The following is a 19,632-nucleotide window of genomic DNA, read 5'->3' on the forward strand; positions in this document are numbered from 1 at the left end:
CGCAGGCATCGAGCGCTCATGGCAGGACGGCGCCGTCAGAAAAGTGATCGAATGGTCCGCGCATAAGGGCCTTGTCGGCGTCGTGGAGCGCCATAATTTCCATTTCAGGGTGGGACGAACTCACCTACTGAATAGGAGGCGGCCGTGAAGCACCAGACACTTGACCAACTGCATACCGTTGCCGACGTTCACGCTGAAGCAACAGACCTCGTAGCGACCCGAAGCCAGCGTCTCGAACGTTGGGCGAAACTGCTGGAGAAAAATCCCGATCGGCGTCTCGAAGCGCTGACGGGCACCGAATATAAGTCCCCTGAGATACGCGAAAAAATGCGTTACAACGACTCGCCTCTCACGGTTGCCTTCGAGGACCCAATCTTTCGTGCGCAAGGCTTGAGAGACGACACCTACGGTGAAGCCAGGCGCTTCTTCGAACTGACTGACTGGCAGTTGCACGAAATTGTCTGCCACTGCCATGTGGGCGCCACGATACGAGCGCGATGGGCTGCCTCTCGCGTCCGTGCGGCAATGTCCGAGAGGTTCGGTTTCTTCGCCTGGCTGCGAGGAACATTCATGCATTGACGCTAGGGCATTCACGCTGCCGGCATTCACACTAGGGGCCGGCATGTTCGGGTGATGGAGGCGGCGAAGCGATTTTCACGCCTCGCATCAGTGGTCGTTGATGTGCGGATGTGCCGTTCGCGGCGATCCGCCATCGGCGAAGGTTGATACAATGCGCCTCGATACGACAGGCATGGGCTGATTTCAGTCGGCGGGCGCCGTGTAGCGGCGATGGACCGCTTCCGCGATGGCGGCGCGGCTTCTATGCGGATCGAGATTCTCGTCATCCTCGATGACAGCCGCTTCCTCCGCAAGTCCCTTGTCCTTGACCTGATCGCGGAACCAGGCCGAATAGTCGCCCGCGCGCAAGTGATGCTCCCAGGTGCGGTCGTCGATCCCCTCGGCGATGTGGAGGAACATCATGAGATTTTGCGCTTTCAGGTTGAGCTTGCCGTCCGCGCCGCGGAAATAGAAACTATTGTCGCCAAGATCACCCTCGGCATACTTGCGGATATGGCGCTTGCGTTCCTGCCGGGGACGCTCGATCGAGATCGGTCTTGCGGGATCGCCTGTCGACCGGTTCCAATACAAGACCTTGTTTTCCGGTGGCGGCACGACGCCCTGCGGCACGTCTTCGCCTATTGCGCCACAGAAGCTTTCGACGACCTTGTCGGCTTCCGGGCCAAGAGCCAGCACCGTGTCGACACCTGCCAGCACGTCCCGCGAAACCAGATCGGGATGAACTGTGACCAGAATGGTCGCCGAAAGGCTTTTTGGAAGCGCAAAGGATGTGCCATCCCGCGCATGCGGCAACAGGTGGTGTGCTTCGTCGATGATCAGCCAGTGCGGGCGTCCGGTGCGGGCGCGGAGCGCGGCAAGCTCCGGCAGCAGCTTGGCGAAGGCGTTTGGCCGCTCCGCGGTCTTGATCCCGAGCATGTTGACGGCGACATTGTTGGACGGTTTGGACAAGAGGTCGAAGATTTCGCGCGAGCTCGGCGGGCTTTTGGCGTCGCCAACCACCAGCACGTCCTCCAGTTCCTCGTAGTCGCCCTCCGGGTCGAGCACGCAAAACTGGAAGCCTTGCTCGACGAAGCGTTCGGTCAGGGCGGTGGCGAGGGTGGATTTCCCGATCCCCGACGTGCCGGCCAGCAGCACGCCGCCGCCGCGCGGTGAAAGGTGCATCACCGCGCCCGACCCGTCGTCCGCGCCAATCTCAATGCGTTGCCGCGCCGTGTCCAGCAAGGCGGCGTCATGCGAGATGAGGCCCTCGATCAACTCCCTCACGCCCGCGCCGCGGGCACCATTCGTCACGTGGCCCGCCGTCTCCCTTACCTTCGGCAGTGCATTGGCAACTGCAACTCCGAAGCCGACGGCGCGCAGAAAGGCATGGTCGTTCTCCGCATCGCCGATGCCGACGACATTGTGGGCGGACAATCCCAGATCCTCGAGGGCAGCCGCAAGACCGGTCGCCTTGTTGACCCCGCTCGGCAGCACCATGACGGCACCCTTGTTGAAGATGATCTCCAGCTCCAGGCCAAGGTCCTTGATCACTTCCAGCACGATGGTCTCGTGGGGCTCCCTGGTGGCGACGACGGAACGTCCTATCGACAGGGGCGCGATCTTGCGGATCATCAGCCTGTCGACGAATTCCGCCGGAGGCGCAGGCGCCAGGATGCGCTCCTCCTTCGAAGCCGGCGTGTAGACGAGCGCGCCATTTTCGGCGACGACCTTGTCGAAAATGCCAAGCTCCGGGAAAACGCTTTCGAGGTCGGCAAGCTCGCGACCGGTGACCATTATCAACTTGCGGCCGGTTTCCTTCAGCCGCCCGAGCGCGGCACGGGTGGCGTCGGAAACGATCCCGTTTTCCGCGAGCGTGCCGTCGTAGTCAGTGGCTAGTGCAAGAGCATACATTGAACTGTCCGTCGGTAGTCCGAAGCTGACCCGAGAAGCTTTCTCGCCGAACTGAGCGGAAGGCCATCTGCTCCAGTGACTTTGTCTTGGCTGATCGGTTCAAACGGCGCTGGCTGCCGATTGTTCCCGGCGGCCGAAGGCAAGAGTCGCTGAGGCCTGGCTTTTGCTTAAGCATTTCCAAACCCGCTATCAGCTTGCTAGCCGACAATCCTGAATCCGTTGGGCTCCTGGCCGGGATCGACGTCTTGGGATTTCACGCTGGAGACCGACGCCCCGGTCGGCCCTTCCCACAACCGGTTCATCATCGTCGAAACCGCGCCCTCGGCTCCGACGATCAGTGCCGTTACGGATCCGTCGTCCTCGTTGCGAACCCATCCGGACAGACCGAGCTTCTCGGCTTCGGTCCGTGTCCACACGCGAAAAGAGACGCCTTGCACCCTTCCACTCACCCTGACGCGTACCGCTTTGCGCCCGTCCTCCATGGTCACCTCCGTGCAGCTGGTTTGTCCACACCTTCAACTCACTAGCGGCGAAAAAGGCTCCGACTTGTCGGCAACGGAACCATGGGGCGGCGGCTTTGTTTACACACGGACAGTTGCAGGTTGCGGGGTGCCTCGGAGCCACGATTTCATGATCAACGATTCTCCAAAGGGACGCGCCATCCCGGCATCCGTTCCGACGATCGACGCAAAAGCGGAGCCAACGCTTCGCTACGCCGAGGCCGAGGTGTTCTACACCGAGGCGATCCGCGAGCTTGCCGCGACGGACATTCCCTTTCTTGTCGCCGGCACCTACGCGGTGAGCGCCTACACAGGGGTTACGCGCCAGACGAAGGATCTCGACATTTTCTGCAAGGCCGGCGATTACGCCCGCATTCTCGCTCATTTCAAGCAGGCCGGTTATGCGGTCGAGATATTGGATGACCGGTGGCTCGGCAAGGTCTTCAAGGGCACGCATTTCTTTGACGTCATATTCGCCTCGGCGAACGGAACCATGCCTGTCAGCGACCTGTGGCTGGAGCACGCAAGGCAAATCGATTTGCTGGGCAGTCGGGTGCGGATCGTCGGTCCGACCGAGCTTATCTGGTCGAAGTGCTTCATCCAAGACAGAGGCCGCCATGACGGCGCCGACGTCGCTCATACAATCCTCAAGGCGCAGGATCAGATCGACTGGCACCGGCTGCTTTCCTACCTCGAAGTTCATTGGGAGGTGCTGTTGATGCAGCTTCTCAATTTCCGATGGATCTATCCGAGCGAGCGCGATCATGTACCGGCCTGGCTGCTCGACGAATTGCTTGACCGTCTCGCCAAGCAGAGGGAGTTGCCCACTCCCCGAATGAAGATCTGCCGCGGACGGCTGCTTTCGCCGACTGACTACGAGATCGACGTCAAGGAATGGGGCTTTGCCGGCGTCGGTGGAACAGGAGAATTTCGTGATGGCTGAGAAGGACATAACCGCCAAGGCAAGGGTTGGGAACGGCGACACGGTGAGGATTGCGGCTGTTGGCGACCTGCATGTGCAGGAAGACGCCGAGACCTCTTGTCGTGATCTCTTCGGCGAGGTCTCGCGCGAAGCGGACGTCCTCGTTCTCACTGGCGACCTCACCAATCTCGGCAGGCCCCGAGAGGCCGAAATCCTTGCTGAGGATTTGCGCGCCTGCGCAATCCCGGTCGTCGCCGTGCTCGGCAACCATGACTATGAATCCGGTGCGGTCGAGGACGTCGCCCACATCCTTCGGCAGGCAGGCGTCCATCTTCTTGACGGTCAGACGGCGGAAATCAAGGAGGTCGGCTTTGTCGGCGTGAAGGGTTTCATTGGCGGTTTTGGATCACGCATGCTCGGCTCGTTCGGCGAGCCGGCGATCAAGGCGATGGTCGCTGAAAGCGTCAGCGAGTCGATGCGGCTCGAAAACGCAATGCGGCAGGTTCGCACCAATCGTACGCTCGTCGTCCTGCACTACGCTCCGGTCGTCGAGACAGTCGCTGGCGAGCCATTGGAGATTTTTCCGTTCCTGGGCTCGTCGCGCCTGGCGGAGACGATCGATCGGTTCAAGGTCAGCGCCGTGGTGCATGGCCACGCGCATCGCGGCGTCTATGAAGGTCGCACGCCCGGCGGTGCCCCGGTATATAACGTCGCCATGCACGTGGCGAAGCCGACCGGCCGTCCTTACGCCTTGCTCGAAATCTGAAACACCCTGTGGGTGGTCAGCGGTCGATCTCGCCGAACACGATATCGAGCGACCCGATGATCGCAGCGACATCGGCGATCATGTGCCCCCGCGACAGAAAATCCGTCGCCTGCAAATGGGCAAAGGACGGCGCCCGGATCTTGCATCGATACGGAGTATTGCTGCCGTTCGACACCAGATAGACGCCGAATTCGCCCTTCGGCGCCTCCACGGCGGCATAGACCTCTCCGGCGGGCACGCGAACACCCTCCGTGTAGAGTTTGAAATGGTGGATAGTCGCTTCCATCGAGCGTTTCATCGTCGCCCGCGGCGGTGGCGTGATTTTGTGGTTTGGAATTGCCACCGGCCCTTGGCCCTCGGGCGATCGCAATTTTTCCAGGCATTGCTTCATGATCCGGACCGATTGGCGCATTTCCTCCATGCGGACGAGATAGCGGTCATAGCAGTCGCCGTTCTTGCCGATCGGAATGTCGAAATCCATCTCGGGGTAGCATTCATATGGCTGTGCCTTGCGCAAATCCCATGCCGCTCCCGACCCGCGCACCATGGGGCCGGAGAAGCCCCAGGCCCAGGCGTCGTCCTGCCCGATCACACCGACATCGACATTGCGCTGCTTGAAGATGCGGTTGCCGGTGAGCAATTCGTCGAGGTTGTCGCAGACCTTGAGGAACGGGTCGCAGAAAGCCCAGATGTCGTCCAGAAGCTTCGCAGGCAAGTCCTGATGCACGCCGCCGACCCTGAAATAATTAGCATGCATGCGGGCGCCGGAGGCGCGCTCGTAGAAAACCATCAGCTTCTCGCGCTCGGCGAAACCCCAGAGCGGCGGGGTGAGCGCGCCGATGTCCATGGCCTGTGTCGTGACGTTGAGGAGATGCGACAAGAGCCGGCCGATTTCGCAAAAGAGAACACGGATGAGCTGTCCGCGCTTCGGGACCGAGATTTCGAGCAGCTTCTCGGCGGCGAGGCAGAACGCATGCTCCTGGTTCATCGGCGCCACGTAATCGAGCCGGTCGAAATAGGGCAGGGCCTGCAGATAGGTCTTGTACTCGATGAGTTTTTCCGTGCCGCGGTGGAGCAAGCCGATATGGGGATCGGCGCGGTCGACGATCTCGCCGTCCAGTTCCAGCACCAGCCGCAGAACGCCGTGAGCAGAGGGATGCTGCGGCCCGAAGTTGAGGGTGAAGTTGCGAACTGCGGCTTCGACCATGACGGTGTTCCCGCCGTACTGGGTTCTTACGGCCGAAGCCGAGTGCTCCGGCCGCCACGCCCGGACCGCCGATCAGGTCGTTGTCTGGATGATCAGCGTCAGCGTGCCATTGCCATCGATGTTGGCGGCGACAACTTGCGAGGAATCCAGGCCGCTCGCCGCCAGCGCCGTTGCTGCCTGCGGCGACGCATCGATCGAGCTCTGCAGGGTAAGCAAATCTTCAACGCTGGTCTGGGTGATCACGGCCTCGGCTTGTGTTTTGAGCTCCGGAGGCAAATCCTCCAGGGCGACGATCGCAATGCCAGTAAAGTTCTGGTCGGTGAAACCTTGATCCGGCACGGCTTGGTCGGGCAGGGCCTGGTCAGGCGGCGTCTGGTCGGGCAGGGCTTCCGGGGCAGTGGGTGCGATTTGGGGAAGCTGCGGGTCGGTGGATTGCGCGTGGATCGGCTGCGCCAAGGCCAATCCCGAAAGGACGGCAATCGTCGTCAACATGCGCATGATCGTTCCTTCCGTTTTCCGGTTTGCTCGGGGAGGATCACTTGGTGACCACACAACCATTGTGCCGGATTATGGTTCCCGGTCCGTCAAGGATAAGGCCGTCGGTGAGTACATGCGTCAGGCCGACGCTACGCAACGGCGAATCGATCGATGACCCATAGCCATGTCCCGTCGCCCTGGCGGCGGGCGACCTCGGCGGTTACGGTGCCATCGGGAAGGCGGGTTGACGTGAGTGCCAAAATCTCCGCTGATAACAGGCGGGGACTGATTTTCCGGCCACAAATTTTCGGCCCGTTGCGGTGATGTCCGCGAAGAGTGCCCGGATCGCTTCGCGGCCAAGCGTCAGTTGCCCTTCACCGCTGTCGACGACGGAATGCGGCTCAAAAAGCGCGGCCATGCCGTGGACGTCTCCCACCCACTGCCGGGAAATCAGCAGGCGCTCCAAATCCTGGGGCTCACGCGCCGGCTCACGGCCTGGCTCATCGGTCATGGCGACATTCCGCCGAAGTCCCCAGTCTCATCAACTAGAGGCTCTCATCAACTAGAGGCTCTCATCAACTACAGGTTCTCACGAACTGCAGGCTGCCGCGAAGGCCTTAGCGGCTTGGGCACTGCCCTTGAGGGAGACATCGTAGGTGGATTCGCCGCCAAGGTTGATGTGAAGACTGCTTCCGGATGCGATCCAGCTCAAGAGGGGGTCCTTGGCGCTGGCCTTGAATACCGGCATTGCGACGCCAAGCTTGTCGTCGATCACGCCCCGGCCGACATAGAGCCCCGAGCCCGGACCGCCTGAGATGCCGACCGTGACATAGTTGCCGTCCTTCAGCCATTTCAGGGTGTTGGTCAGGGAAACCTGGATTTCCCCAGATGATTTGACACAACTGGCGACGAAGTCCCGATCGTCGGTTTCCCCATGCGTCAGAACGATCGGACCGCTGCTTTCCGGTATCGGCGAGACCACTTCGAATTTGAACGCCGTCGGCTTTCGCAGGTCTGGCGAAAGCGTGCAATCGAAGCGAATATTGGACCAGCCCTTGTCGTCCGAAAGGCTGCCCAGACCCGACAAGCGGTTGTCTTGCAGCGTGAGCGGCTGTTCGCTTCTGCTGGCACTGGCGTCGACCGTGCCCAAGAAGAATCGTGTCCGAACCGAGCCTTTCTGGCCCGAACCTTCCTGGAAAAACTGCGCTCCACCCTCGCAGGCCCATACGGCACGTTGCAGATCGTTCGAATTCTTCGACAGATCGGCTGGCAGCGTTGGAGCCTCGGCAGCGAAGGCAATCGTTGAGGCCGACATAAGTGCTATCTGAATCGTTGCTAATATTGTTCGCTTGGTCATGTTCACTTTGGTCTCTCATCTTCACGTTGCAGCGAATGATCGTCGCCACGCCGTCATTATCTATCGATGTTCTGTACCAAAGCGTTCTATTCTTCGTTAAAGTTTGTGGCAAGACGAGATATCGCGGTCAGCAACGCGCCATTCGGCGGCGCCGGCGTGGCGCCGGTGGCTACGGCTGTCATTAAGGAAGTCGGCGATCCTTGCAGCCAACTTCGCCGAGGCGAAGGTGAGCAGCCGGTCGTGATGGACGACGGGCTCGCCGGTCTCATTGTCCCAGATGTCGAACCGGCAGCTTGGGTTCGGTATGGCTTCGAAACGGTTCTTCATATCGATGGTCCCGGTCGTTTGGTTGCCTTGGGCGGTCTACGGCGCCTGGGCCGTGCGGGCGCGCTTTCGCAGGCGCTGTTGGCAAACAGCAGAAGGTCGGCCCTGGCCCACAGCAGGTAACAGGCAAGCAATGTCAGCGGCGCGGCAACAAGGGCAGGGGAACCGCCCAACCACACCTCAGGCAGGCGGCGCCCATCGACAGCGCCGCCGCGAGCGTCGCCGGCAGGCGGCTGGCCAGCACCGGCTGGCCGAACAGGAACGGCGCTATGCCAAGCCCGATGGCGCCGATCCCCGATAGGAGATCGGCGAGGCGGTTAAAAGCCGGATCGGGGACGTCCGCCCGGCCCAGGCGCGGTGATAGACTTCGCCGCTGCAGAAGAAGACCAGCGTCGCCAGCGTCAGCGCCACCGCACCGCTGCTGCCAGCGAAATAGTCGAACAGGCCGGCGCCGCCCATGCCGGACCCTTGGGGGGCGGTGAGCTGGATCGTGACGCCCATCACCAGCCCGAGCGCGTTGCCAAGATTATAGTAGCCGCCAGGACCGGTCATACGCGCCCGGATCGCCGCCACAAATCGTGAAAGCGCCTCCGCGGTCCGGCCAGAAGCCGCAGCCTTCGGTTTCGCGTCAAGACTCGACGCTTCGAAGGACAAGAGATCGGCCAGCGCCGAGGCAGTGCGCCATTCGGATTGCGCGTCGTCCCGGCGGAATGGCGTGTGATCGTTGTCGAGCCGCATCGGATCCTCCTAGTCATGGGCCGACGGTTTCGGAGAGCTTGAGGCCTCCGGTAATCGGCTGTGATCGACGGACCCAGGTTTTCGACCCCGACTTACGGATGGCTTACGTGCGTTTTTGGCTATGCTTTTAGCAGCGGGCACGCTCGCGCAGGTCGCCTCGGTTAGCTTGCCTTCGGCGCGAGGCGCTGCGCGACATGGTCGGCGATCGCCAGGCTTGAGGTCAGGCCGGGGCTCTCGATGCCGAACAAATTGACGAGGCTCTCCACGCCGTGCACCGCCGCGTCCTGGATGACGAAGTCGGCATTGGCTTCGCCGGGACCGGAGAGCTTCGGCCGGATGCCGCTATAGGCCGGCTGCAGGCTGCCATCGGCGAGGTCCGGCCAGTATTTGCGGACCTCGTCGTAAAAGCGCTCGCCACGCGCTGGATCGACGCGATAGTCGAGTTGATCCGTCCATTCGACGTCAGGCCCGAAGCGGGCGACGCCGTCGAGGTCGAGCGTCAGATGCACGCCGAGCCCGCCGGGTTCGGGTATGGGATAGACCAGTCGCGAGAACGGCGCCCGGCCGGCGACCGAAAAATAATTGCCCTTGGCGTAGCGTAGTTCTGGCACGAATTGCCGGTCGAGCCCGTCAAGCGAGCCGGCAAGTGCCGTGGCGCCAAGCCCGGCGGCGTTGATGAAGCGCGCGGTGGCGATTTCAAAGCCGCCGCTGGTGCTGTCGACCGTGTCGAGCACGATGCGCCCACTCTCGATGCGGCCGGCGACGATGCGGGTGTTGAGGCTGAGTGTCGCCCCGTGCTTCTCGGCGTCGCCCAGCAGCGCCAGCATCAGCGCGTGGCTGTCGATGATGCCGGTTGCGGGAGACAAAAGGGCCGCCGTGCATCGCAGCTTCGGCTCCAGCCTGCGCGCCTCGGCGGCGGTTAAGGGCGTCAGGTTGCCCGCGCCGCAAGCAGAGGCGTTGGCCAGGATGGAAGCGAGCACCGGCTCCTGTCCGGCATTCGTGGCGACGACGAGCTTGCCGCAGCGCGCATGCGGCACCGCCCGCTCCTGGCAATAACGGTAGAGCTTTTCCCGGCCTGCCACGCAGAGCCGGGCCTTCAGCGATCCGGCCGGATAGTAGATGCCGGCATGGATAACCTCGGAATTGCGCGAGCTAATCCCGGTGCCGATGGCGTTCTCGGCTTCGAGGATCAGGGTGTCCATGCCGCGCTGCGCCATCTCGCGCGCGATCGCGAGGCCGACGACCCCGGCGCCGGCAACGATGCAGTCGACATGGTCCACGATCAGGCCACCTCAGCCCTGTTGTTGTGCCTGGAGAGCCGTTCAACGATAACGACCCGGCGATGCGCACAGACGGCTTCGTGCAGGTTCTCGCGTTCTGCGGCCTCGAAGCTGAAATTCTGCATGTCTTCCGTCCATCCGCCAGCGCTTTCGAAAGGGCTTGACACCCTTACGAGAAACAGATGCATCAAACAGCATAATCCAAGAGGCGATGCGCGCCGAACGGCGGCAGGACCCAGTCCGGCATGCAGGACAGGAACCATCATGGACGCACGACCGAATTCTCCCGAAGCCCGCGACGTCAGCTACCACATGCACGCCTACACCAATGCCCGCAAGCATGAGGAGGCAGGGCCGCTCGTCATCGAGAAGGGCGACGGCATCTATGTCGAGGATCTGGCCGGCAACCGCTACATCGAGGCGATGGCCGGGCTTTGGAGTGTCGCGGTCGGCTTCTCGGAGAAGCGGCTGGTCGACGCGGCGGTGCGCCAGATGTCCAAGCTGCCTTACTATCACGACTTCGGTTCCAAATCGCATTCGCCGCTGATCGATCTCGCCGAGAAGCTTGTGCAGATGGCGCCAGTGTCGATGAGCAAGGCGTATTTCACCAATTCCGGCTCCGAGGCCAATGATACGGCCATGAAGATGATCTGGTACCGGTCCAATGCCCTCGGCCAGCCGGCACGCAAGAAGATCATCAGCCGCAATCGCGGCTATCACGGCGTCACCATTGCCGCGGCAAGCCTGACCGGCCTGCCCAACAACCACATTTCCTTCGACCTGCCGATCGCCAATGTGCTGCACACGTCGACGCCGCACCATTGGCGCGAAGCGCTGCCAGGCGAGAGCGAAGAGCAGTTTTCGAGCCGGCTTGCCGACGACTTGGAAAAGCTGATCCTGGCCGAGGGCCCGGAAACCATCGCCGCCTTCTTCGGCGAACCGATCATGGGCGCCGGCGGCGTCATCGTTCCGCCGGCCGGCTACTGGGAGAAGATCCAGGCGGTGCTGTCGAAATACGACATCCTGCTCGTTGCCGACGAAGTCATCTGCGGCTTTGGTCGAACCGGCGAAATGTTCGGCTCGCAGACCTTCGGTATCAGGCCCGACATCATGGTGCTGTCGAAACAGATCTCTTCATCCTACCTGCCGATCTCGGCCCTGCTGATCAACGAAAAAGTTTTCGAGCCGATTGCCGACGAAAGCAATCGGATCGGCACCTTCGGCCACGGCTTCACCGGCGGCGGCCATCCCGTAGCGGCCGCGGTCGCGTTGGAGAACCTGAAGCTGATCGAGGAACGCGATCTCGTCGGCAATGCGCGCACGGTCGGCGCGCATATGCAGAAGTGCCTGCGCAAGTTCGCTTCGCACCCGCTTGTCGGCGAAGTGCGCGGCGTCGGCCTGATCGCGGCGGTCGAACTGGTCGGCGACAAGGCGGACAAGACGCCGTGGGAGACGGCCGGCGCGCTGGGCGGGCTCGTCAACGGTTTCATGCAGCAGAACGGCGTGATCTCGCGCAACATGGGCGACGCGCTGGCCTTCTGCCCGCCGCTGATCATCACCGAACCCCAGGTCGATCAGGTGGTCGACGCGTTTGAAAGATCGCTCGAAGCCGCGGTCAAGCAGGTCGGATCACAGAGCTGATCAGGTCATCCGAAGGGAGAGGCTGAACGGGCGTTGGTGGCTGGCGAAAGCCAAAGCGGGATCCGATCTCCCCCGCAAGCGGGGGATCGGCAGCTTCGCCGGCGCCGCCAAGCTTGGCAATTGCTCTGAAGCGATTGCCTTGGAGCGATTGCCCTAGACCCATACTTGAACATCCTTTGCGCGGGTGCTACGTCGCTCATATCGACAGGGGCGCTCCGTATTGCCGGGGCTGAGATGGTGGGCGTCAAGCCTTCGGTCCCTCAAGCTGATCTGGGTAATGCCAGCGGAGCGAGGCGACCATGTTTTCAGGTGCACAGATTTCCCTGTATCCGATGTGCGACGATTTCGTCGGCGTCATCCTTAGGGCACTTTCGGCGATGGATCCCTATCGACCGAATTTCCGCATCGAGACCGACGACATCTCGACGCTGATCGTCGGCCCGCCCGAACAGCTTTTCCCGGCCATGCGCGATCTCTTCGCATCGGCGGCGGCAAGTGGCGTGCATTGCGTGTTGTCGGCAACGGTGTCGCGTGGCTGCCCTGGCGAGCCTGACGATCCGATCTGCACACCGCTTTCCGGCAGCAGCCACGAGCCGTCCCTGGCCGAGCGCATCGGCGCGGCGCGGGCGCATGTCGACGGTGCGAAAAAACTCGGACAAGAGGTCGCCGCGCAGTTCTCGCTCTATCCGCTCGGCGAGGGCCACCACATGGACGAGATCTACGGCTGCATCGACTTCCTCAAGGCCTCGGGGGTCTTTGACAGGTCGAAGAATTTCTGCACGAAGCTGAGGGGCGACGCTGGACCGGTGTTCGCGACGGTGTCGGAAGCTTTCCTTCGCTTCGGCGCGCCGCAAGGCCATGTCGCGCTCGACCTTACCGTGTCGGCGAACAGCCCGAGCCCTCGTTAGCCTTGGCTGTCAACAGGTTGCAGCGAGATCCGAGACGGCATCCGGAACGACCACCAGCTTGCCGACGAAATCCTTGGCAATGAAATCCGCCTGGGCGCGGTGGAAATCGGAGAGCTTGTAGACGCCGCCGACCAGCGGTCGGATCTTCTTGTCCTCGATGTAGCGCACGATACGGCGGAAATCGTGTCGTGTGCCCTGACTGGACCCGTGCAGCTGCAACTGCTTGAGATACATAGTGCGCAGATCGAGCTGCACGACCGGGCCGGCAATCGCGCCGGCCGTCGTGTAGCGACCTTCGGGCCTGAGGATGCGCAAGAGGTCGTTGAACATGGCGCCGCCGACCAGGTCAGCAACCACGTCGATCGGCCGGCCCTCGGTCGCTGCGTTCACGGCGGCGGGCAGGTCGGCGATGCCACGAGTGATCACCGCTTCGGCCCCGATGTCGAGCACCGCCTGTTCCTTGCCCTTGCCGACGACGGCATAGGGGATGGCGCCGCGCGCCCGCGCCAGCTGCACGATGCCGGAGCCGACGCCGCCAGAAGCGCCAGTGACCAGCACACGCTCGCCAGCTCTTAGTGCGGCACGTTCCAGCATCTGTTCGCCCGTGAGATAGGCGCAGCAGAAGGTGGCAAGTTCGACATCGGTCATTTCGGTATCGACGACATGGGCGTTCTCGGCTGGCACAGCCTGGTATTCGGCATAGCCGCCGTCACGGCCGTGGCCCATGTAGTCGATGTCGGCGAGGGAATCGTCGTCGCGGTTGTAGATCGAGAAATCGACCATCACCCGCTCGCCGATACGGTCCGGCGAGACGCCATCGCCGAGGGCGACGATGTGGCCGACCGTGTCTGTGCCCTGGATGCGCGGGAAAGTCAGCGTGTTGCCTTGGCGGCGCCAAGTCGATACCGCGGCAGCATCTTCCTCCGTGCCATAGGCGCCCTGACGCACCCAGACATCGGTGTTGTTCATGCCGCAAGCGGTGACCTTGACCAGCACTTCACCTGGGGCGGGCGAGGGCACTTTCACGTCGGTGCGGTAGACGAGCTTTTCCGGCCCGCCGTGACCGGTCAGCTGCACGGCGGCCATGGTGGCGGGGAGGGTTTTGGTCATGGCGTCCATGTCGATCTTCAGATGTTTGCAAACACGCTTTTCACCGCATCGGCCGTCTTCGAGACGATGATGTCGGCCTCTTCGCGGGTGAGGCAGAGCGGCGGCGCAAAGCCGAGAATGTCGCCCTGCGGCATGGCGCGGCCGATGACACCGCTTGCGGCGAGGGCGGTTGCGACCTGCGGCCCGATCTTTTGCGATGCATCGAAGAACACGCGATCATTTCTGTCGGCGACGAACTCGATTGCCGCCAGCATGCCGTCGCCGCGCACCTCGCCGACGTTTTTGTGGCCGCCGACGGCTTTCGCCAGTTCGGCACGGAAATAGGCGCCTGTCTCGGCGGCGTTGGTCACCAGGTCCATCTCGTCGATCAGTTCGAGGTTGGCGACACCGGCGGCAACGCAGATCGGATGCGCTGAATAGGTCCAGCCATGGCCGAGCGAGCCGAGCTTGTCGGAACCCTGCACCAGCACCTGCCAGACCTTGTCCGAGACGATGACGCCCGACAGCGGCGCATAGGCCGAGGTCAGGCCCTTGGCGATGGTGATCAGGTCGGGCTTGATGCCGTAATGGTCGGAGCCGAACATGGTGCCCAGCCGGCCGAAGCCGGTGACCACTTCGTCGGCGACCAGCAGCACGTCGTATTTCTTCAGCACCGCCTGGATCTTTTCCCAATAGAGGGCGGGCGGCGGCACAATGCCGCCGGTGCCGAGGATCGGCTCGCCGATGAAGGCGGCAACCGTGTCCGGGCCTTCAGCCAGGATCATCTCTTCGAGCTTGTCGGCGCAGTATTGGGAAAACTGCTCCTCGCTCAGCGAGCGGTCGGTACGGCGGAAATAATAGGGCGCCTCGGTGTGCAGGATCGGCGCACGCGGCAGGTCGAAGGCGTTGTGGAACAGGTCGAGCCCAGTCAGCGATCCGGTCATGACGCCGGAGCCGTGATAGCCGCGCCAGCGCGAGATGATCTTCTTCTTCTCCGGCCTGCCGAGCACGTTGTTGTAGTACCAGATCAGCTTGATGTTGGTTTCGTTGGCGTCGGAACCGGAGAGGCCGAAATAGACCCTCGACATGCCTTGCGGGGCGCGGTCGATGATCATCTTGGACAGCGTGATCGACGCCTCGGTGCCGTGGCCGACATAGGCGTGGTAATAGGCGAGGTTCTTGGCTTGCGCGGCGATGGCGTCGGCGATCTTCTGCCGGCCATAGCCGACATTGACGCAATAGAGGCCGGCGAAGGCATCGATGCTCTTGCGGCCATTATTGTCCCAGATGGTGACGCCTTCGCCGCCGGCGATCACGCGGGTCGGGCTCTCGCCGCGCGCGTGGGTACCCATATGGGTCGAGGGATGGAAGAAGTGGTCGCGGTCCCAGGCGGCGAGTTCGTTGGACTGGTCGAGCATCTTTTTTACTCCTGAGGAAAAGTGTCGGGCGCGGCTTACGCGACGTCCAGGCAGAGATATTTGAGATCGGTAAAGGCTTCGAGCCCGTGGTGCGAGCCCTCGCGGCCGATGCCGGACTGTTTGACGCCGCCGAAGGGAATCGGCGCGCCCGTGATCTTCACGCGGTTGATGGCGACCATGCCATAGTCGAGCGCGCGGCCCATGCGCAATTGGCGGCCGCCGTTCTCGGTGACGACATAGGCGACGAGCCCGTATTCGGTGGCGTTGGCGCGGGCGATGACCTCATCCTCGCTGTCGAAGGGCGTCACCGCGGCCACCGGACCAAAAGTTTCCTCGCGCATGATCAGCGCGTCGTCGGTGACATCGGCGAGCAGGGTCGGGCGGTAGAACAGCGGTCCTGCAGAATCGCGTTTGCCGCCGGTGAGGCAGCGTGCGCCATGGGCGAGCGCATCGGCGACCTGCTCCTCGACCTTCTTGACCCCGCGCTCATGCATCAAGGGCCCGATGTCGGTGTCATCAGCCAGGCCATTGCCGGTCCGCAGCGTCTCGATGCGCCTGGCGAAGGCGGCGCAGAAACGATCGTAGATCGGGCGCTGGACATAGATGCGGTTGGCGGCGAGGCAATCCTGGCCGGAAGTGGCGAATTTCGCATCGACGGCTATGGTCACAGCCTTGTCGAGATCGGCGTCGGCGAAGACGATCAGCGGCGCGTGGCCGCCAAGCTCCATCACCAGCCGCTTCATCGTCGGCGCACTTTGCGCGGCGATCAGCCTGCCGATCTCCGTCGAGCCCGTGAAGCTTATGGCCCGGACGCGAGCGTCTTCGCACATCCGCCCAACGATGGTCGAAGCCTTGCCGGTGAGAACGTTGAAGACGCCTGCCGGCAGGCCGGCGCGTTCGCCGAGCTCGGCAAGCGCCAGTGCCGACAGCGGCGTTTCCGACGAAGGGTGCGCGACGATGGAGCAGCCGGCGGCAAGGGCGGCCGCCGCCTTGCGGGTCAGCATGGCCGCGGGAAAATTCCACGGGGTGACAACGCCGACGACGCCGAGCGGCTCGCGCCGCACCATCATCTCGGCGTTTGGCAAGTGGCTGGTGACGCTTTCGGCGTTGAGGCGTTTTGCCTCCTCGGCATACCACTCGACGAAGGAGGCGGCGTAGTCGATCTCGCCAAGCGCTTCCCTAAGCGGCTTGCCCTGTTCGAGCGTCATCAACAGCGCCAGATCATCCTTGGCAGCGATGATCAGATCGAACCATTTTCGCAGAATTCTCGCGCGTTCCTGTGGGAGAGCCGCGCGCCAGGCGGGAAAGGCGCGGGAGGCCGCGTCGATCGCCTTGCTCGTCTGCCTGCTATCGAGCGCGGCAACCCAGGCAACGGCGGTGCCTGTGGCAGGATCGGTCACCTCGAAGCTCTCGGCGGCTTCACTCGCAGTCCAGTGGCCGTCGACATAGGCGAGTTCGCGCAGCAGGCGGCGATCGGCTAGACGGTCAAGCGCTTCGTGGCGTTGTGGGCGGGCAAAATGCGCGGACATGTTCGAGGTCTCCCGGTTCGGAGTGATATGGGAAGACTATCCGCGTGCAGCAGACAGAGAGGCTGTCTGGGCGCCCGTCCGTAGAGAGATTGTCTCTATTGCATCGCTCGGGCAGACGATCTCTCTAGGGTCAGGACGCCGGCAACAAATCCGCTACCGGCAAGGCCATCTCCTCCTTCACCGTCTTGGTGACGATGTAGGTAAAATAGCGGTCGATGCCGATCTCGCGTTCGAGCAGGACGTCGACCAGCCGCTGGTAGGCGTCGATGTCGCGCGCCATCACTTTCAGCAGATAGTCGACGCCGCCGCCCACCGACCAGCAGGCGACGATTTCGGGGACGTCGCGGATGACGCGCTCGAAGCGGTCGAAATCGGCCTGGCGGTGGCTGGCCAGCGTCACCTCCATCAGTACTGTGGCGACCGGCGCGACGGCGCGCATCGCAACTTTGGCGTGATAGCCGGCGACGATGCCGGCCTTTTCGAGCTTGCGCAGCCGCATCCAGCACGGCGTCGGCGACAGGCCCACCTTGTCGGCGAGCGCCAGCTTGGTGATGCGCCCGTCGCGTTGGACCACGTCGAGGATTTTGAGGTCGATCTGATCGAGTTTCAATGCGGCCATGAGCGTCTGCTTTTTTTCTTGCCCGACACCATGACGGCGCATTATTTCGATTGTCAATTGCACTGATTTCGATCTCTAATATGTCATGACATTATGGCGTCCAGATCCCGCGCTCATCAGGCGGCCGGCCTATCAATCGCTCGCCGACCAGTTCGCGCGCGCGATCCATGATGGGCGGCTGGCCAACGGCGCGCGGCTGCCGACGCATCGCCGGCTGGCCGACGAATTGAAGCTTTCGGTGCAGACGGTCAGTCGCGCCTACGAGGAACTGATCCGCCGGGGCCTGGTCTCCGGCGAGATCGGCCGCGGCAGCTTCGTGCTGACGCAGCGCCGCGAGCCCGAGCCGCCCTACCTGCCGGAGCGTCTTGGCGAGGTCATCGACCTCTCCATCCTGAAGCCGGTTTGCGAGCCGATGCATCTGGAGCGGCTGAAACAGGCGCTGGGCTGGCTTGCCGAGAACCTGCCGTCGAGTTCGGCGCTGTCGTTCCGGCCGAACATGGTGTTCCCGCGCCACCGCGCGGTGGCGGTCGAATGGCTGCGGCTGTGCGGTCTCGATGTATCCGCGCAGAATGTCAGCCTGACCAACGGCGCCACGGCCGGCATGACGGTGGCACTGATGAGCGTGGCGCCGCCCGGTTCGACCGTCGCCACCGAGGCGATCGGCCACCATACGCTGATCCCGCTGGCGCGCTATCTCGGCTTCAACCTCGAGGGCCTGCCGATCGACGATAATGGCCTGATCCCGGAGGCGCTCGACGAGGCGTGCCAGCTTTCCGACATCCGCGCCGTATTCGTGCAGCCCTCGGTGATCAATCCGACCGCAACGCTTATGGGCGCCGCGCGGCGCGAGCAAATCGCCGCGGTGGCGCGCAGGCACGACATCGCCATCATCGAGAACGACGTGCTCGGCCCGCTGGTCGAGGGTCGTCCGCCGCCGGTCGCCGCCTTCGCGCCCGAGCGCACGCTCTACGTCACCTCCTTCACCAAGATCGTCGTGCCAGGCCTGCGCATTGGTTATCTCGCGGCGCCCGACCGCTATGTCGCCGCCGTCGCCAACCGGCATCTCGTCTCCAACTGGATGGCGACGCCGCTGGTGGCGGAGATCGCGACAAAATGGGTGACCGACGGCACAGCGATGGAGCTTGTCGGCTGGCAACGTTCGGCACTGCGGCGGCGGCAGGAGATTGCCGCTCAGGTGCTTGCCGGGGTCGACTATCGTGTCCATCGCGACGGATTGCATCTGTGGCTGCGGCTACCCGGCGACCGCGCCGAGGAGAGTTTCGTCTCGCAGGCCCGTTTGCAGGGTGTGGCGATCGCGCCAGGCACATCCTTCCGTATTTCCCAGGAGCCCTGGCAGCCGGCAGTGCGCATCTCGCTGGGCTCGACTACCGAGGAGGAACTGCGCGCCGGCCTGAGCGTTGTCACTAAACTTCTGCTCGGCGATCCGGAGCATCTCCTGCTGGCGATCTAGGCAAATATCGCCGCGGAATTGTGCGGAGCAGAAACATTGTCATGAGTTTATTTTCCTGATTGACATGATTTGGCGCGTTCCGCATCGTTGAAGGCACCAAGCTTCTCCAGCAACGGGGAATTCATTGTCCGCGCCCATCATCAAGATCGACGGCATTTCGAAAAGCTTCGGCACCTTCAAGGTGTTGGACGGCCTGTCGATGCAGGTCATGCCGCGCGAGAAGCTGGCGCTGATCGGCCCATCCGGCTCGGGCAAGACGACGATCCTGCGCATCCTGATGACGCTGGAGAGGATCGACAGCGGCCACATCCAAATCGACGGCGAGCAGCTCTACCACATGGAGCGCAACGGCCAGTTGCTGCCCGCCGACGAACGGCATCTGGCAAGAATGCGCCAGAAGATCGGCATGGTCTTCCAGCTGTTCAACCTGTTTCCGCACAAGAGTGTCATCGACAACGTCACGCTGGCGCCGATCTTGACCAAGGGCATGCCGCGCGCCGCCGCCGAAAAACGGGCGATGGAACTGCTCGACATGGTCGGCATGGCCGACAAGGCGAAAGCGATGCCGGCGCAGCTCTCCGGAGGGCAGAAGCAGCGCGTGGCGATCGCCCGGGCGCTGGCGCTGCAGCCCAGGATCATGCTGTTTGACGAGGTGACATCGGCGCTCGATCCGGAACTGGTCGAGGAGGTGCTGAACGTGTTGTGGCGGCTCTGCTCCGAGACAGACATGACCATGCTGCTCGTCACCCATGAAATGGGTTTTGCCCATGATTTCGCCGACCGGGTGCTGTTTTTCGACCGCGGGAAGATAGTCGAAGAAGGCAAGCCCGACGAGATTTTCCGCAATCCCAAGCAGGAGCGCACGCAAGGCTTCCTGAAGAAGATCATCGCGGCCGGACATCGCGTCTGACCGCCAT

21 protein-coding genes and 1 riboswitch are annotated in these 19,632 nt (G+C 62.8%); of the genes, 7 read left to right on the forward strand and 14 right to left on the reverse strand.

The features are described 5' to 3' along the window. Positions 1 to 144: 144 nt before the first annotated feature. On the forward strand, positions 145 to 579 hold the full coding sequence (locus ACWTU8_RS02930) for a hypothetical protein (protein WP_082982175.1): 435 nt from the start codon (positions 145 to 147) through the stop codon (positions 577 to 579). Positions 580 to 762: 183 nt separating this feature from the next. On the opposite strand, the gene ACWTU8_RS02935 is transcribed toward ACWTU8_RS02930, so the two are convergent. After that, positions 763 to 2,469 (reverse strand): HAD family hydrolase, encoded by a 1,707-nt coding sequence (locus tag ACWTU8_RS02935; protein ID WP_455846965.1) that lies wholly within the window; start codon positions 2,467 to 2,469, stop codon positions 763 to 765. A 197-nt stretch (positions 2,470 to 2,666) separates the two neighbouring features. Further along, positions 2,667 to 2,951 (reverse strand): acylphosphatase, encoded by a 285-nt coding sequence (locus tag ACWTU8_RS02940; RefSeq protein WP_455846966.1) that lies wholly within the window; start codon positions 2,949 to 2,951, stop codon positions 2,667 to 2,669. A 148-nt stretch (positions 2,952 to 3,099) separates the two neighbouring features. Between ACWTU8_RS02940 and ACWTU8_RS02945 the strand changes: the two genes are divergently transcribed. Both ACWTU8_RS02945 and ACWTU8_RS02950 read left to right on the forward strand, forming a co-directional pair. Further along, entirely contained in the window at positions 3,100 to 3,912 is an 813-nt protein-coding gene (locus ACWTU8_RS02945) for a hypothetical protein (RefSeq protein ID WP_455846967.1), read from the forward strand. Beyond that, a complete protein-coding gene (locus tag ACWTU8_RS02950) occupies positions 3,905 to 4,657 on the forward strand; it encodes a metallophosphoesterase family protein (RefSeq protein WP_455846968.1) in 753 nt (250 codons plus the stop codon). Before ACWTU8_RS02945 ends, ACWTU8_RS02950 begins: the two co-directional genes overlap by 8 nt. Positions 4,658 to 4,673: 16 nt before the next feature. On the opposite strand, the gene ACWTU8_RS02955 is transcribed toward ACWTU8_RS02950, so the two are convergent. The 8 genes from ACWTU8_RS02955 to ACWTU8_RS02990 all read right to left on the reverse strand — a co-directional run bounded on the left by ACWTU8_RS02955 (position 4,674) and on the right by ACWTU8_RS02990 (position 10,165). After that, a complete protein-coding gene (locus tag ACWTU8_RS02955; RefSeq protein ID WP_128342178.1) occupies positions 4,674 to 5,864 on the reverse strand; it encodes an NADH-quinone oxidoreductase subunit D in 1,191 nt (396 codons plus the stop codon). A 72-nt stretch (positions 5,865 to 5,936) separates the two neighbouring features. Beyond that, positions 5,937 to 6,362, reverse strand: a complete 426-nt coding sequence (locus ACWTU8_RS02960) for a hypothetical protein (protein ID WP_455846969.1) — start codon at positions 6,360 to 6,362, stop codon at positions 5,937 to 5,939. Between the two features lie 199 nt (positions 6,363 to 6,561). Continuing rightward, entirely contained in the window at positions 6,562 to 6,852 is a 291-nt protein-coding gene (locus ACWTU8_RS02965; RefSeq protein WP_455846970.1) for a hypothetical protein, read from the reverse strand. Positions 6,853 to 6,930: 78 nt separating this feature from the next. Further along, entirely contained in the window at positions 6,931 to 7,491 is a 561-nt protein-coding gene (locus tag ACWTU8_RS02970) for a hypothetical protein (RefSeq protein ID WP_455846971.1), read from the reverse strand. A 303-nt stretch (positions 7,492 to 7,794) separates the two neighbouring features. Further along, complete coding sequence (locus tag ACWTU8_RS02975; protein ID WP_455846972.1) at positions 7,795 to 8,025, reverse strand: hypothetical protein; 231 nt, start codon at positions 8,023 to 8,025, stop codon at positions 7,795 to 7,797. A 264-nt stretch (positions 8,026 to 8,289) separates the two neighbouring features. After that, positions 8,290 to 8,760 carry a hypothetical protein gene (locus ACWTU8_RS02980; protein ID WP_455846973.1) on the reverse strand — a complete coding sequence of 157 codons (471 nt, stop codon included), beginning with the start codon at positions 8,758 to 8,760 and terminating at the stop codon, positions 8,290 to 8,292. Positions 8,761 to 8,921: 161 nt separating this feature from the next. Then, complete coding sequence (locus ACWTU8_RS02985) at positions 8,922 to 10,040, reverse strand: NAD(P)/FAD-dependent oxidoreductase (protein ID WP_455846974.1); 1,119 nt, start codon at positions 10,038 to 10,040, stop codon at positions 8,922 to 8,924. Between the two features lie 2 nt (positions 10,041 to 10,042). Continuing rightward, positions 10,043 to 10,165 (reverse strand): hypothetical protein, encoded by a 123-nt coding sequence (locus tag ACWTU8_RS02990; protein ID WP_455846975.1) that lies wholly within the window; start codon positions 10,163 to 10,165, stop codon positions 10,043 to 10,045. A gap of 139 nt (positions 10,166 to 10,304) precedes the next feature. Between ACWTU8_RS02990 and ACWTU8_RS02995 the strand changes: the two genes are divergently transcribed. After that, positions 10,305 to 11,681 carry an aspartate aminotransferase family protein gene (locus ACWTU8_RS02995; RefSeq protein WP_455846976.1) on the forward strand — a complete coding sequence of 459 codons (1,377 nt, stop codon included), beginning with the start codon at positions 10,305 to 10,307 and terminating at the stop codon, positions 11,679 to 11,681. Between the two features lie 196 nt (positions 11,682 to 11,877). Continuing rightward, positions 11,878 to 11,990: riboswitch (TPP riboswitch) on the forward strand. Beyond that, entirely contained in the window at positions 11,981 to 12,589 is a 609-nt protein-coding gene (locus tag ACWTU8_RS03000) for a YkoF family thiamine/hydroxymethylpyrimidine-binding protein (RefSeq protein WP_455846977.1), read from the forward strand. (Overlaps the previous riboswitch by 10 nt.) A gap of 9 nt (positions 12,590 to 12,598) precedes the next feature. Here the strand turns inward: ACWTU8_RS03000 and ACWTU8_RS03005 are convergent, their stop codons facing one another. The 4 genes from ACWTU8_RS03005 to ACWTU8_RS03020 form a co-directional block, all read right to left on the reverse strand. Next, complete coding sequence (locus tag ACWTU8_RS03005) at positions 12,599 to 13,708, reverse strand: alcohol dehydrogenase family protein (protein ID WP_455846978.1); 1,110 nt, start codon at positions 13,706 to 13,708, stop codon at positions 12,599 to 12,601. An 8-nt stretch (positions 13,709 to 13,716) separates the two neighbouring features. Then, positions 13,717 to 15,096, reverse strand: coding sequence for an aminotransferase (locus tag ACWTU8_RS03010; RefSeq protein WP_455846979.1), 1,380 nt, complete (start codon positions 15,094 to 15,096; stop codon positions 13,717 to 13,719). 35 nt (positions 15,097 to 15,131) lie between these two features. Further along, on the reverse strand, positions 15,132 to 16,625 hold the full coding sequence (locus tag ACWTU8_RS03015) for an NAD-dependent succinate-semialdehyde dehydrogenase (RefSeq protein WP_455846980.1): 1,494 nt from the start codon (positions 16,623 to 16,625) through the stop codon (positions 15,132 to 15,134). Positions 16,626 to 16,755: 130 nt separating this feature from the next. Beyond that, positions 16,756 to 17,235, reverse strand: a complete 480-nt coding sequence (locus ACWTU8_RS03020; RefSeq protein ID WP_455848370.1) for an Lrp/AsnC family transcriptional regulator — start codon at positions 17,233 to 17,235, stop codon at positions 16,756 to 16,758. Positions 17,236 to 17,329: 94 nt separating this feature from the next. On the opposite strand from ACWTU8_RS03020, the gene ehuR reads away from it, so the two are divergent. Both ehuR and ehuA read left to right on the forward strand, forming a co-directional pair. After that, a complete protein-coding gene (gene ehuR, locus ACWTU8_RS03025) occupies positions 17,330 to 18,715 on the forward strand; it encodes a MocR-like ectoine utilization transcription factor EhuR (RefSeq protein WP_455846981.1) in 1,386 nt (461 codons plus the stop codon). A gap of 124 nt (positions 18,716 to 18,839) precedes the next feature. Next, entirely contained in the window at positions 18,840 to 19,625 is a 786-nt protein-coding gene (ehuA, locus tag ACWTU8_RS03030; RefSeq protein WP_065006648.1) for an ectoine/hydroxyectoine ABC transporter ATP-binding protein EhuA, read from the forward strand. The last annotated feature ends 7 nt before the right edge of the window (positions 19,626 to 19,632 follow it).

The organism is Mesorhizobium sp. BHbdii, from assembly GCF_053848045.1.